The organism is Nostoc sp. JL34 (genome assembly GCF_017114945.1).
In the GTDB taxonomy this organism is placed as follows: Bacteria; Cyanobacteriota; Cyanobacteriia; order Cyanobacteriales; family Nostocaceae; genus Nostoc.
In genome coordinates this window covers 19,633-33,858 of sequence record NZ_JABXKQ010000105.1, presented here as the reverse complement: position 1 = coordinate 33,858, position 14,226 = coordinate 19,633, and the positions used below count along the sequence as shown (strand labels likewise).

The window sequence follows — 14,226 nt, the reverse complement described above, 5'->3', positions numbered from 1 at the left end:
ACAGAGTTTGATCTTGCTCACGAGTTAGAAATACTCTTAAACGAGCGCCCATATATAAGTCACCTCATGTCGATGCATTCTCTGTATTTACTTATCTTTACATAGTCTGGTTTTTTTATGCCCACCTACTTAATTAAGTTTTCATCAGTGATATAAGGAAGAAGCAATTGTTTCAGTGTCATTACTAAATAAGCAGACTCTTCATCGTTGACTCTATCAACTATATGTATTGCCTGACCATCAAGTTTTGAGTGAAGTTGTTTTGGACTTTTAAGCAAGGTGCTTGTAAGTGGTAAGTTGTCGTCAATTTCACGGCAACAAAAATTAACATCCATGTATTTCGATAGATGTTCGTGAATGCTTACCATGATATGGTGAGAAACACCAGCGCTACTTTTGTAAAAATTATCAATACTCCCAAAGTCCAGAAATGGAGTAGATGCTTTTTTACCTTAAGATTCTGCCATTCTTTAATAGTTTTAGGTGTCCACGGCGTTTTCAGTTGGCGGCGTATGTGAGCAGAACTCTGATTGCTGTTGTTGGATGCACGGTTTTGCGCTTCGATTAAATCTTCAGATTGTTTAGTCGATTCACCAGCTAATTCCAGGAGAGCAGTATATTCACGAACAGGAATTACATCCTCTGGGATAGAAAATCTGGTTAGATGTTTTCGTATGGAAGCATCAGCAAGAATATGGATTGTTGGAGCCTTCATATTGGTTCGACATATCCGACCTATGGCTTGAATAATTATTTTATTCAAGAAGAGTGAATAAGCACCTGTATTGTATAAGCTGATGAAGTCCTCAGCCTTTCGCTTAGGCTTATATCTTCCTATATATCTATGAAAGGCTTCATCCAACTTGCTCTTAAATGTGTTTAGGGAAAAAGCCCCATTTTCACGAAGAAATTCCAATTGAAAAATGTATTTGATAAAATCATCATCTTTGAGATTACTCTCAAAAATACTTACAAGCAGATTTGTTGGGCTATCTAGATAAATACCATTAATATCCATATCTGAATGCTTGGGAAAGCTGTTAATATGTATTGGCTCTAGGTTAGAAGGAATAGGAAATTGTAGATTTTGTCCAACTCCAGTTGTTTGGTAAGTAGAAATAATGAATCGACGTTTGTTATCTTTCAGTTCATTTAGCAGTTTCTTTTTATTTTCGTCAAAGTTTTCTCCCCTAAGCAGGAAAATCGTATCATCTACACTACCATCTATGACATCTTTCTTGTCATCCAATAGTAATTTCGCGTACTCATACAATATATTTAGGTCGAACTTTGGATCAGAAGGCTGTGGGAATTTAGTGAACAGACACAGAAACGCATGACAATCAGGGTGATCCAGAAAATATTTCCATGCAGTCAACGCTCTCACATAACGGCCAAATGAGAATTCAAGACTCTTCTCATCATCATCAGTATTTTTATGACGAAGATCGTTCCATAAAGCCTGTGCTGATTCTCGGTCACGCAAAAGCTCTTCAAGCTGTTTGATTGCTTCCTTCTGCGAATCTGTTCCAATAAATTCAGTTTTTATGACAACTTGATCGTATCCTTTAGTTGCTTCAGAATATGCGTTTTTGAGCCTGATAATAGCATCTTCTTTAAGACGTATAAATGAATTTCCCAAACGAGATTTCAGATATTCAAGATCGTAGTTTCCAATGTTGGTATAAAGTCCAGCAGTCGCAGAAATGCCGACTACCATAGCCTTTGAGCAAACTCCAGCCAAAAAGGATTCGGGTGTACGGCTGAAGTTAAACATATATATTTTCGATAAGGTATCATGCTCATCACTATCGACGATATCATGATAACGAAAGCCTGTATCATAGAACCCTTGACGCTGGATTGTTCCTTTGTCAGTTTGCAAGCCATAAGAAAAGTCATCTTCCAGAATTTTACTAGTTAAAAATTCTACATCTCTATCATCAAGGCGAAAATGATTAAGAACGCTCTTAACAGCAAATTCAAGGGAAAAAGCTTCGTTAATGCTCTTATTTTCGTCTTTCAAATGACGATAGTTATCGGCTAAATACTTAATTTCTGTCTGAAAGTAGGTTAAAAATCCGGTAATATTACTCAGCAGTTCGTGAATATCGACACCAGTTTTTTTTGTTTTAGTATCAAAAGCCTTAATCCAATTTGTAAGGGTTTGTGAATCTTCAATAATCTCGATACGCTGATGACGATCTAGCACATTATGGAATTGGTAATCATAAAAGAGAAAGTTCCTTTTATTTGTAGAAAAGTCTTTGTGAGATTTACAGGTATGTTGTAATTTATATGTGGTAAATATGCTATTAGCTTTCTCTCGAAAGGTTTCAATCTGTTGTCGTGGGGATAACCAATTTTTACCGCTCGATTTTTTCTGGAACCATTCAGATTCTTTAATAAGCAGTTCAGGACATTCGTTTGGCATAAGATGGTTATGAATATTCAAGAATAAATCAAGAAGATCCACTCGATGCTGCAAGCCTGATTTAATGATATTGTTGAGTACAGCTTCTTTGGTAGTATCAAACTCATCAATAAAAATAAGTGCTTTCTCAATAAACCGTTCATTAAAATAATATGAATTCTCAATAAGTGTCGTATTTTTAGCGACGAACTTATCTATACTAAGGAAAAAAACAGTTTTTTCATCTGTAAATACTGCGGGATATAATTTTCCAATCCATTGATATTCTCGATCATTTTTTATAGCTGAAATGCGGTCTTTTTTTGCTTTGAAATTATTTTTCAATGCTTCTATAATAGTTTTTCGGAATTTAGGCTCAATAATTTTGCGAATTTCTGTTTCCCAGCTATCTTTAACTTCTTTGGGAAGTTGACGATTTTGGAGTATTTCTATGTGAGACTTTAATTTTTTATAAATTTCTGTCTTGAATTGATCAGGAATCTCATCATCAATAGCGAGTAGATTTTTAAGAACAGTATCTATATTAGAATCAATAAAAAGAACATATTTGTCAAATTCATCTTCCTTTCCGTCAGCAACAAAACGCTTTTTGAGTTCGTCTATTGGCAAGTTTTTCTTGAGGTTGGTAATAAATAGTATTTTTCTATTTTGAGCGGCAAATTCCTCGAAGTTAGAATAGATAAAATCGAGGACAGTGTATGTTTTACCAGAACCAGTCGGCCTACTCAGGAGAAGCAGCCCAGGATTAAATTGTTTACAGTATTCGTTTAATATTTGTTCCATATCCCTGATAACCTTAGTAAAGTTTGAGATGCTTGGATGTCAATGATACATCTATATGGCGATCGCCAACTATGACACCAGTATTAGCAGTAGAAGTAGGCAACTATCTCACTTACATCCATCCTATTAATACCCAGCAGCGTTTGATCCAGTTATGCTTACAGAACACGACTGAAACAAAGCCACGTATACACAAACGCGATTGCATCTGGTAGAGTTGCGGAATGAAACCCAAAAATTACGAATTACGAATTACGAATTAGTAATTAATTAAATGTCCATTCTATGTGCTTGATTGTGCGGCAAGATGGACAGCTTCTATATCAACATTAAGATGTTGAGCAATCTGTTCCACACTCATCCCTGTTTTTAGCAACAGAGGGACGGTAAGTTTCAACATTTCAGCTTTCTGTTCTTCTCGACCTTCTTCTCGACCTTCTTCTCGACCCTCTTCCCGACCCTCGGCTTTCGCTTCCTGATAAACTCTTGTTTGCTCCAAAGTGAGTCCTAGCATAGCTTCAACTTCCTCTCTACTCAAGGTGGAAAACTTATAAACGGCGATTGTGGTGATGATGTCTAGTATTTCGTTTTGCGGCAGTGTGTCCGTTTCCTCTAATTTTACCCGCTCAATCAATTGCTTTGCTTGCTCTGCCATCACTTCATCCGATGCTAGAGTCAACTGCATTAAGTTGATGCCTATTGGCTGCTGATTAGTCGCGCCTAACTCATCTAAATAGATTCGCTGCACTTGGTCGCTGTTGAGAAATATTCGATGAGTTTTTTGATCCCTTGGTTCAAGAGAGCGTGATGAAAAAATTACTACACAGAACCAGTCATCATACTGAGAACGATTCCGGTTCAAGTACATCAGCGACTCGGTAAAGAACCTATGGTAGAGGGCTTCATCTCTTTGGAATTGAACTTCAGCAAAAAAGATCACTCTGGATGTTGCACCCTCTGGAGGTAAAAACACACCATCGATGCGGAAAGCCGTTTCTTTGACTTCAGGTGATTCAAATCGATAGTTTTGCCCTTGCAGAGGAGGATTATCAATCAGTTCAAAGAGTAACCCAGGAAAGCGCTTAAAAATTTGATAGTAAATTGAGTCTCGTTTCACTACTTCATCCTAAAATTCTCTTGTTATACGATTGCAGATTACAACCAAGCCCTAAAAATAAATCCTAACTTGGCTGAAGCATACCCTAATTGAGGTGTATAACTGCAAAGCCATCGCAACTTCAACTTTTCGTTCGCTGATTTGGAGCGGGTAGGGTTTATCTTTATTTAAAGAGAGAGAGATTAAATCCTATAAACTATACGAAAAAGTAGCTATGGCAAGCGGTGAAGTATTTGATACCAAAACAAAATCCCTATCTCTGCCAAAGGTAAACCTGCTGACCATGTTCCGGCTGGGTTTATTTCAGATGGGGTTGAGCATGATGTCTATTTTGACTCTAGGCGTACTCAACAGAGTCATGATTCAAGAAATAGCAATTCCGGCGACGCTGGTATCAGTCGTTCTAGCACTACCCTTATTTGTTGCTCCTTCCCGTGTCTGGTTCGGCCAGATTTCTGATGCCAAGCCGTTATGGGGATACCACCGCACAGCTTATGTTTGGGTGGGCGCGGCAATATTTGCGATCGCAGCATTTTTAGCTGTACAAGTAATGTGGCAACTCAATATTGCCGCAAATAGTGCAGGTGGTTGGGCATGGACAACCCAAACAATCGGCTGGACAGCCCTTTTATCCCTGATCTTTGCTATATACGGTCTAGGAATTTGTGCTAGCGGCACTGCCTTTGCTGCTTTGTTGGTGGATATATCTGAAGAAGATAACCGTTCTAAAGTGGTTGGTGTGGTTTGGTCAATGCTGATGGTGGGGATTATTGTCGGGGCAATTATCAGTGCCAGTTTGCTGAAGCAATTAACGCCAGAAGCAACAACAGCAACCTTGCAGGCGGCCGTAAATAGGCTATTTCTCGTCGTCCCAGCAATTGTATTTGGTTTAGCGATCGCAGCGACATTCGGCGTAGAAAAAAAGTACTCCCAATACTTAAGCCGTTCCACAGTCCTAAACCGGGAAGATAGCATCACTCTGGGCAATGCTTGGAAAATCTTGACAGCTAGTCCACAAACAGGTTTGTTTTTCACCTTTTTAGTGGTGATGACCATCAGCTTGTTTATGCAAGACCCGATTTTGGAACCCTATGCTGGTCAAGTGTTTAAAATGCCTTTAGCAGAAAGTACCAAACTGAATGTTTTTTACGGAATTGGTATACTGATTGCTTACGGCGTTACTGGCTTTTATATTGTGCCGCGTTTGGGTAAACGCAAAACTGCCCGCTTGGGCTGTATATTGGTAGCATTCTGTTCGGTATTGCTAGGAATATCAGGATTTACTGCTAATCCAGCTTTTCTAAAGCTAGGTTTGGTGTTGTTCGGTTTAGCTACAGGTTTCTTAACTACAGCAGCAATTAGTTTGATGTTAGACCTGACAGTTGCCGAAAGCGCAGGTACGTTTATTGGGGCCTGGGGATTAGCGCAAGCTATGGCTAGGGGACTAGCGGTAGTTTTAGGCGGTGGCATCTTAGATATTGGACGCAAACTACTACCTAACTTAGAGTTAGCTTATGGACTGGTATTTGCCCTAGAAGCCGTGGGAATGGTGGTATCGATTTGGTTTCTGAATCGGGTGAATGTCACAGAATTTCAAACAAGTACAAAGCAAGCGATCGCTTCAGTTTTAGAAAGCGATTTAGATTAAACTGTATAGGGCATGGGGCATAGGGCATTGGGTATGGGACAAATGACCTAATGACCAATGACAAATGACCAATGACAAATGACTAATAACCAATGAATGATTTTTGGACAACAATTCTTGATTTTGCCCAAACTACCACTACCAGAGTGGGCAAGCAGCTAATGCAAGATTTTGGGCAAGTACAGGCTGACCAAAAAGCTGATGGTAGTTTGGTGACGCAAGCAGATAAATGGGCAGATCAGGAAATTCGGGATGCGATCGCTTCTAATTTCTCTGGTTACGGCATTTTGAGCGAAGAGAGCGATCAGTCATTTCCCGGTACGGAGTGGTGCTGGGTAATTGACCCTCTAGACGGTACGACCAACTTCACACGTGGCATTCCCATCTGGACAATATCTCTGGGTTTGCTATATCGAGGCACGCCCATTTTTGGTTATGTTTACGCACCAACCTTGAATCAAGCTTTTCATGGTTACTGGGCGGGTTCATCTGGTTTAGTAACACCATCTGGAGCATTTCTCAATCACCACCCCATCCACACTAGTGGTGATAGTCCCAGCAACAATCACTTTTTTAACCTCTGTTCTCGTAGCACCGCAGTTATCCAAAACGGCTTTCCCTGCAAAATTCGGATGTTGGGTGTAGCTAGCTATAACTTTTTGACAGTTGCCACTGGGGCTACTCTCGGTGGTATTGAGGCGACGCCAAAAGTTTGGGACTTAGCGGGGGCTTGGGTAATTGTCCAGGCTGCTGGTGGGGTCTGGACATCGCTGAAGTCAGAACCGTTTCCGTTGTCACCCGGAGAAGATTATAGCGATCGCTCTTTTCCCACCCTTGTTGTCAGTCGTCCAGAATTAGTTTCAGTCTTTCAACCTTTTCTCGAAGGCGTAAAAATTTAATTTGCCGTTTATGTATCTGAAAACAGTAATTTTGTCAACCAGCCTAGTGGATGGCGGCATAGTGATATTAAACTTAACAAAACCCTAGTCAAACAAAGAATTGAGTATAAATAAAGCTGGTAATAATCCTGATTTAAGTGCAAAACCAGTGTAGTTATTAATTTAAGTAGTGTTGTAGCTTACATTACACTGGTTAATTTAGTATAAATAATTTTATGTTGTCTGATTTAGATTTAATTCGAGAGTTTGTGCAAAACTCTATCCAGAAAAAAGAAGTTTTGTTGTCAAATCCTGCTTTGACAGCGCAAACAGTTTATAAAACGAACCAGCTGACAGCAAAATCTGAAGGTGTGATTGCTACCGCCCAACTATCTAATACTCTATCTGAATTCTTGATTTCTTCAAAATCAACCCAGTGGGAATTGATAAATCAGGCATTAGCAGAATATGGTTATCTCCTCAAAGGAGAAGTAGATAATCGGGGTTTCTATCAGTATCAATACTGCGAAGTTCCCAAAGGCTATGAGATGCACTGTACTAAATGTGTCCTTCTATGGCGAGCCTGGTGGAAATACCGCAAGTATACTTCAAGACCAGGGATTCCGTTGGAACTTCTGATTAGAACACGAGATTCATGGTATCCAATCCGAGATTTAATTATTAGCGACGGACTTCTTTATATCAAAACTTTAGGAAGCGAGATAGCACTTGACTCAGAAGATTTGGTTACTTGGTTAAGCAAAATTGATGTCACCAAAATTAAAGAAATACCTACTACAGAAACATAGATGTGGAAAATACAGTACAGATGTACTTATTTGTCGCTGATTCTATTATGTTGAAAAGATTTTTGAAAATGGTCTGACGAAATATAAAGCAAAGGATGTGAAGAAAAATGAAAGGACTCTGGCTCGAAAATAACCAATTGCAACTACGCACAGATATTCCCATTCCTGAAGCGCCACCGGGAGAAGCCTTGGTGCGCGTCTTGCGTGCAGGGATATGTAATACTGACCTGGAACTACTCAGAGGTTACTATCCCTACACTGGTATTTTGGGGCATGAATTTGTCGGCGTGGTTCAAAAAGGGCCAGAACACTTAGTTAACCAACGCGTAGTTGGGGAAATCAATGCTGTGTGTGGGCATTGTCGGTTTTGTCGCAGTGGACAACCAACTCACTGCGAAAATCGCACAGTTCTAGGTATTGTCAACCGAAATGGAGCCTTTGGTGAATATCTCTGTTTGCCGGTGGAGAACCTACATCCCGTACCTGATAATGTGGCGACAGAAGTAGCAACATTTACCGAACCTATAGCAGCAGCTTTAGAAATTCAGCAGCAAGTGCCATTACGTCCAAATGACCGGGTGCTAGTGGTAGGAGATGGCAAACTAGGGCAGTTAGTAGCCCAGACACTAGCTTTAACTGGCTGTGAACTCTTAGCTGTAGGCCGTCATCGAGACAAACTGGCTAACTTAGAGGCACGGGGGATAAAAACGAGTCTAGCCGCCGCTGTTACAGATGGATATTTCGATATCTCAGTAGAATGTACTGGCAACCCAGAAGGATTTGCGATCGCCCGTCGCGCCCTCCGTCCGCGTGGTACGCTTGTACTGAAAAGTACTTATGCTGGCAACCTCAGCCTAGATGCTTCTTCTTTAGTCGTGGATGAAATCACCCTCATCGGCTCCCGTTGTGGCCCCTTTGCTCCAGCCCTGCAACTATTAGCTACAGGACAAGTTGACGTGCAACCCCTGATTCATGCCACTTATCCCCTTATTGAAGGGCTTGCGGCTTTTGAACATGCTCAGAGTCGGGGTGTTTTAAAGATATTGTTAGAGATTAGTTAATAGTCATTTGTCATTTGTCATTTGTTATTTTCCCTCTGCCTCTGTGTCACCTGCTCTCTCATCTGCCTTATTTTCTAACCAGTCTCTCGCCACTCTCCAGTTCCTAATACCTACCCCCTAACTAATACAAATAAGGATTCGTCTTCGGTTGATAGTCAGAACAATCGATTGCTTCTTCTGTGTTGGCAATAGATGGGCGTACAGTACATTTAAGACGGTAATTGTCGGTAAAAAATTGGCAACCAGTACAGGGGATTTGATGCATTTGCTTGGCTGTAGTCAGACTATCTTGCGCTGCCGCACAGAGGCTCAAAACAATGAGAATAATTACAGTCCAAGCAACGACAAAGCAAATCGGGACTAAAAAAGGTTGAATCCCATGAATGAGGAAAGATATCAGTTTCAACACGATATGTTCTGATACAAATTAGGAGTTAGAAGTATATTACCTCCTAACCGGAGGCGGAGCGTCTCCGGCTCCACTCCTAATTCCTAACTTCTGACTATAGAAGTATAAGTTAAACGCCAGCATGACCCAACGCTAAACCAGTTACGAGCATTCCTAAAACAAGGAACGGTTGGGCGCTGGCTTGGTACTTAACATCATTCTTCACAGGGTCGCGCAAGAAATACATATCCTGCAAGGTGATTTGCGGGATGATTAACAATACTAGTATTGCGGCATACAAATTCTCATGGATGCTGACGAGATAAGCTGCAATAAATCCTTGAAAGACATCAATCGTTACTACACAAATCCAAGCCGCAGTGGTGATGCCAAACATTACAGGTAGTGAATTTAATCCTAGCTGGCGATCGCCTTCTACACTCTTGAAGTCATTGACAATGGCAATACCCAATCCAGCCAAGCTGTAGAACATTGTCAAAATCACGATTGTGGAATTTAGTTCACCAAACAAAGCGTGTCCTGTAGACCAAGGTAGGGTGATATAGCTTGCACCCAAGGCGTAGCTACCTAGCCAGCCGTTTTGTTTGAGTTTCAGGGGAGGTGCAGAATAAATGTAGGCGATAAAAGAACCGATAATCGCGATCGCTGTAATTGTCGGGAATTCATGACCAGACCACACATCCAGCATAAATGCCAAACTAATGCCAGCAATCAGTAATATCCAAATCTGAATAATTACCTGGGGTAGGGGAATTGCCCCAGAGGGAATAGGGCGATAAGGTTCATTAATGGCATCGATTTCGCGATCGTAGTAATCATTGAGGATTTGGGTGTAACCTGTCATCAATGGCCCAGCCAGTAACATACAGGTTGCTACCTTCAAGACATTTTCCAGTGTCCAAGTATAGTTACCAGAAGAAGCCGCACCACAGACTACGCCCCAAATTAGAGGAATCCAGGTAATCGGCTTCATTAGCTGTAAACGAATTTTCCAGATTGAAGTTTCCCCAGACGCTGCACCTTTCATCCCCAACATCTGCCTAGTTTTCGCACTGCGATCGCTCATTGCTGTTGCTTGCTCACTGGGATTAATTGCCACTGAGTCTAGTGCTTCAGACGGGTTAGGGTCTGGGGTAATGGGAGTTGATTCTGACATAAAATTTACTAATTAATAGGGCATTGGGAATTGGGCATTGGGAATTGGGCATTGGGCATTAGGCATTGGGCATTAGTGATGAAGTTTCTTCCCTATTTCCCAGTCCCTATTTCCCAGTCCCTATTTCCCAGTCCCCAGTCCCATAACTTAAAACGAAATTATCAAATAATTATTTTGAAACTTTGCTCCAGCAACGGGTCTGCCACTCAAAGCCGGGGGTAAGGGAATATTCCGTCGCTGATCTCCTGCTTCTACAGTGACTTCTGGCCCATATTGGGTCAGTTTGACCTGCTTTTTGTCAAATCCTGGTAAGAATAAGCGGACTTGACGATTCTTGCTGTCTATTTCAATTGGTTTGGGAGCCTGTAAAGCTTGTGCTTCAAAGTTCGGTAGGGCGTCTATGAGTGGTTGCCAGTCACCTGTTGGCGAGTCGGGAACGACGCTCACAGGTAGGGGTTTAAATTCCTCTGACAGGTTGACACTGATCTCAGTAGACACAAGCAGAACACCACCAACAGTTAGACCGATTTGTTGAGCACTACCCCACAAATAACGGGCACTTGCTACCTCAATCGGATCTCCTGTGGTAACTAAGAAAGCAGCGAGACGCTTGGGATCAGCAAGAGCGGCTCTCCCTTTTTCTAAGAAATTATTGACTTGGTTAGTGGGGCCTGCAAAATTATCTGCTGTCCAGTTGATATTGAAAAAACTGCTAATCAGCGGTTGAATCAAGGGTGATTCAGTAATTGTCTTCCCCAAATCGGAGTTGACAAACAATTGCCGAAATCGCCTGACATACCAACTCAGAGATTCTGGCAAACCCAACATTCGCAACGTTAAAGAATCGCCCGTGCCATCGTACACAATCGCATCATATTTGCCACTGACATCATATTCGCGGATAGCATTCAGGGCCAGGGCGTTGTCCATACCTGGTAACACTACCAGTTCTTGACCAAAAACGTCTTTGAAGATGGGCGTGCGGAGATATTGCGCCTCAAGTTTCTTCACTTCATCCCAGTTGCGCTCTAAGAGTACAGATGCTTGAAACTGCACTGCCTGCAAATTAGGGGCGATTTCCTGAGGATCGGCAGCAATGGGAGTACCCAGCAGGATTTGCAACGTTGGTTCTGCTTGTCCTGCTAGGAGTACGCGCTTGCCTTGACTTGCCAATAATTTGGCGGCGGCGATCGCAATTTTGGTACGAGCGGTGCCGCCTTTGCCCAAAAATGTCAATATTAGAGCCATTACTTGATTCCTATTTTCACCGCCGAGCTTTTCAACTCCAACTTAGCACTCAAAAAAGACTCTCAACCTGTGCTTGAAATTTCAGATGCCAAGAAAAACCTGGTTCTAAGTTCTTTAACTACTACACAGGTTTGATTTCATCTTCAAAAAACCAAGTGGAATAATTATCGTCAAACAGCACCACTACACCGATTCCACGACCATCGGTGACTTTGTAGCCTTGGATGATACCCACTTGTCCGAGTTTTTTCACAACTGGGGGAGAAACGCGATCGCGCAAACGAAAGACTTTAACCTTTTGTCCGATTTCCATGCCTGATTACAATTCAGATAAACCAAGTCTCAGTGTAGCGGAATCCGTGACTCTGCTCTCACAAATTCAGGGAAGATGAGGGAAAGAATCCTACCTCCTAACTTTTGACGTAACAGCTTAAAATTAAATCAACAACCAAGCAGGTAGATAAATAGTTGTCTTTTTTTGGCCAAAGACACCCAAAAGCGATCGCGTAGTTCTACCAGAGGAAATTGCTATTGTGGGGCAACAATAGGCACCGAAAGCACAATTGCGGTTGGGACAAGAACGGCTACGATCGCACGACTTCGCTAGATAGAGTAGCGCTTTGATCGTCCTATGAACAGACATCCGAAATAAAAGCATTTTTCTTGACTATAAAGCAATTGTATGGTAGAAACAGCCTAATTATTTATTTGTGGTAGATAGTTCTAGGAACCAATTGATAAATTAATTGGTCTTGCCCGGATAGGATGTGATTAAGAGTATAAAAATGGTCACTAGTAACTTGTGTTTAACAATGCTTTTTAAAATAAAGTTTTTATTGTTAAAGTAATGCGGTAAAGTACCCACCAATAGTATAAAATTTGCGAATAATTTACCTGTTATGTGTAACGGTGTGTGAGGATGAAGCTTTCGATAAAAAGTAATTCAACTTGGTTGCAAGTGTGGCGCTACTGGGAATTGCTGCACGTCTTGGTAGCACGAAATCTTAAAGTGCGTTACCGAGGTTCATTTCTGGGGGTTTATTGGTCACTGTTGAACCCGTTAATTATGACGGGGTTGTACACTGCGATTTTTGGAGCAACGTTTGCGTCGTATTACAATAACTCAATCCCAAACTATGTATTAGCAGCGTTTACTGGGCTGGTGGTAATCAACTTCTTTTCAGCTTCTACCTCTCAGGCATTGAGTAGTGTAGTAGGCAATGGCTCACTTTTAAATAAAATTCGTCTGCCAGTCAGTATTTTTCCTATATCAATGATTGCGGCAAATGTATTTCAGTTTGCCGTCGGGGTGTTGCCCTTGTTAGCAATTCTAACTTTTGTTAAATCTAAGAGTCTAGTAAATGTGCTGGCATTACTGTTTCCATTTATCGCGCTGGTTTTAGTCTGTACAGGAGTTGGTTTTTTGGTAAGCGCTTTATATGTATTTTTTAGAGATTTACCTTATTTTTATGAGTTGGTTATATTTGTAATTTGGATCAGTAGTCCCGTATTTTATCCGCCAGCTATTGTTCCAAAAACAGTAAAATCGTTTTTAGCGTTAAATCCTTTATCACCAATTATTGAAAGTATTCGTCAGATTACATTATCGGGAGCGCTACCGGATTTAAGTTTAATTTGGGGAGCCTTGCTCAGTGGGATAATTATTTTGTCACTGGGATGGGTTTGTTTTCACTTGTGGCGACATCAATTTATGGATTTGCTGTAAATGGAAGTAATTCGCCTAGATCAAGTTTCGCTGTGGCGACGGACACAAGAAGAGTTTTCTTATGACCTAAAGAAAACACTGCTGTCTGTTTTGGAGGGTAAATATCACCAGCCTGCGAAGAAACTGGTGCTAAATAAAATTGATTTGGTTGTTGAAAGAGGTGAAAAAATAGGTATTATAGGCGCAAATGGCGCTGGTAAATCAACACTATTAAAGATAATTTCTGGGATTTTGCAACCTACTACTGGTTTAGTGCGGGTGCGCGGTCAAATTGCTCCATTGATTGAACTCGGAGCGGGATTTGATGCAGAAATCTCTGTGATGGATAATATTTTGCTGTATGGTGTATTACTGGGATATTCTCGAACAGAAATGCGGGAAAGAACGCTTTCAATATTAGAGTTTGCAGAGTTAGAAGATTATGCATTAGTACCAGTTAAGGGATTATCTTCTGGGATGGTAGCGCGATTAGGATTTGCGATCGCCACCGATATACAGCCGGACATTTTGATATTGGATGAAGTATTGTCGGTAGGAGATGAAAGTTTCAAAAACAAGTGTAAGCGAAGAATTGAGCAATTTTGGAATCAGAACGCTACTGTATTAGTAGTTTCTCATGATTTAAAATTTATAAAACAGTCTTGTGTTCGAGGAATTTGGTTAGAGCAAGGAAAAGTGCGTTTTATGGGAAACGCGGATGAAACTGCCGACTACTATTTAAATTCAGTAAGTAAAACTTAATGTAAATTATCTAATATTATTTATTTACTTAATTTACTTATCAGTAGTAATTCTGCCTTCAGAAAAATTATTTTGTGAACTACGTGAAGGGAACAACTATATGATTAGATAGACTTAGACAAATATCTAGTTAAATATCTAGTTAAGCTTAGAATAAAATTTGCTCAGAAAAAATGTATTCTTTTGGGAAGAATGATAGATGGTAAATTTCAGGAG

At 40.8% G+C, this 14,226-nt stretch carries 14 protein-coding genes; 6 read left to right on the top strand and 8 right to left on the bottom strand.

The genetic code is table 11. The features are described from left to right. Positions 1-125: 125 nt before the first annotated feature. From HWQ44_RS18840 to HWQ44_RS18830, 3 genes are all read right to left on the bottom strand, one after another. Positions 126-335 (bottom strand): hypothetical protein, encoded by a 210-nt coding sequence (locus tag HWQ44_RS18840; RefSeq protein WP_292721557.1) that lies wholly within the window; start codon positions 333-335, stop codon positions 126-128. A 26-nt stretch (positions 336-361) separates the two neighbouring features. Further along, positions 362-3,217, bottom strand: coding sequence for a hypothetical protein (locus HWQ44_RS18835; RefSeq protein ID WP_292721554.1), 2,856 nt, complete (start codon positions 3,215-3,217; stop codon positions 362-364). A 283-nt stretch (positions 3,218-3,500) separates the two neighbouring features. Next, positions 3,501-4,334 (bottom strand): Rpn family recombination-promoting nuclease/putative transposase, encoded by an 834-nt coding sequence (locus HWQ44_RS18830; protein ID WP_292721551.1) that lies wholly within the window; start codon positions 4,332-4,334, stop codon positions 3,501-3,503. A gap of 214 nt (positions 4,335-4,548) precedes the next feature. Here HWQ44_RS18830 and HWQ44_RS18825 point away from each other — a divergent pair, with 214 nt between their 5' ends. From HWQ44_RS18825 to HWQ44_RS18810, 4 genes are all read left to right on the top strand, one after another. Continuing rightward, on the top strand, positions 4,549-5,982 hold the full coding sequence (locus tag HWQ44_RS18825) for a BCD family MFS transporter (protein WP_292721549.1): 1,434 nt from the start codon (positions 4,549-4,551) through the stop codon (positions 5,980-5,982). 92 nt (positions 5,983-6,074) lie between these two features. Further along, on the top strand, positions 6,075-6,881 hold the full coding sequence (locus HWQ44_RS18820) for an inositol monophosphatase family protein (RefSeq protein ID WP_292721546.1): 807 nt from the start codon (positions 6,075-6,077) through the stop codon (positions 6,879-6,881). 215 nt (positions 6,882-7,096) lie between these two features. Further along, entirely contained in the window at positions 7,097-7,669 is a 573-nt protein-coding gene (locus HWQ44_RS18815) for a hypothetical protein (protein WP_292721543.1), read from the top strand. 107 nt (positions 7,670-7,776) lie between these two features. After that, positions 7,777-8,730: an alcohol dehydrogenase catalytic domain-containing protein gene (locus HWQ44_RS18810; protein ID WP_292721540.1), complete on the top strand. Its 954-nt coding sequence runs from the start codon at positions 7,777-7,779 to the stop codon at positions 8,728-8,730. Positions 8,731-8,851: 121 nt separating this feature from the next. Here HWQ44_RS18810 and HWQ44_RS18805 read toward each other — a convergent pair whose 3' ends face one another. From HWQ44_RS18805 to HWQ44_RS18785, 5 genes are all read right to left on the bottom strand, one after another. Then, positions 8,852-9,139, bottom strand: a complete 288-nt coding sequence (locus tag HWQ44_RS18805) for a hypothetical protein (RefSeq protein ID WP_292721537.1) — start codon at positions 9,137-9,139, stop codon at positions 8,852-8,854. 109 nt (positions 9,140-9,248) lie between these two features. Next, complete coding sequence (chlG, locus tag HWQ44_RS18800) at positions 9,249-10,295, bottom strand: chlorophyll synthase ChlG (protein WP_292721535.1); 1,047 nt, start codon at positions 10,293-10,295, stop codon at positions 9,249-9,251. Between the two features lie 147 nt (positions 10,296-10,442). Then, a complete protein-coding gene (locus HWQ44_RS18795) occupies positions 10,443-11,543 on the bottom strand; it encodes an ArsA family ATPase (protein ID WP_292721532.1) in 1,101 nt (366 codons plus the stop codon). Between the two features lie 121 nt (positions 11,544-11,664). After that, positions 11,665-11,856: a DUF2862 domain-containing protein gene (locus HWQ44_RS18790; RefSeq protein ID WP_292721530.1), complete on the bottom strand. Its 192-nt coding sequence runs from the start codon at positions 11,854-11,856 to the stop codon at positions 11,665-11,667. A gap of 123 nt (positions 11,857-11,979) precedes the next feature. Next, positions 11,980-12,186: a hypothetical protein gene (locus HWQ44_RS18785; RefSeq protein ID WP_292721528.1), complete on the bottom strand. Its 207-nt coding sequence runs from the start codon at positions 12,184-12,186 to the stop codon at positions 11,980-11,982. A 276-nt stretch (positions 12,187-12,462) separates the two neighbouring features. On the opposite strand from HWQ44_RS18785, the gene HWQ44_RS18780 reads away from it, so the two are divergent. Continuing rightward, the gene (locus tag HWQ44_RS18780; RefSeq protein ID WP_292721526.1) at positions 12,463-13,269 is read left to right on the top strand and encodes an ABC transporter permease; all 807 of its coding nucleotides are present in this window, start codon (positions 12,463-12,465) and stop codon (positions 13,267-13,269) included. After that, positions 13,270-14,010 (top strand): ABC transporter ATP-binding protein, encoded by a 741-nt coding sequence (locus HWQ44_RS18775; protein ID WP_292721523.1) that lies wholly within the window; start codon positions 13,270-13,272, stop codon positions 14,008-14,010. It begins immediately after the preceding gene. Positions 14,011-14,226 lie beyond the last annotated feature (216 nt).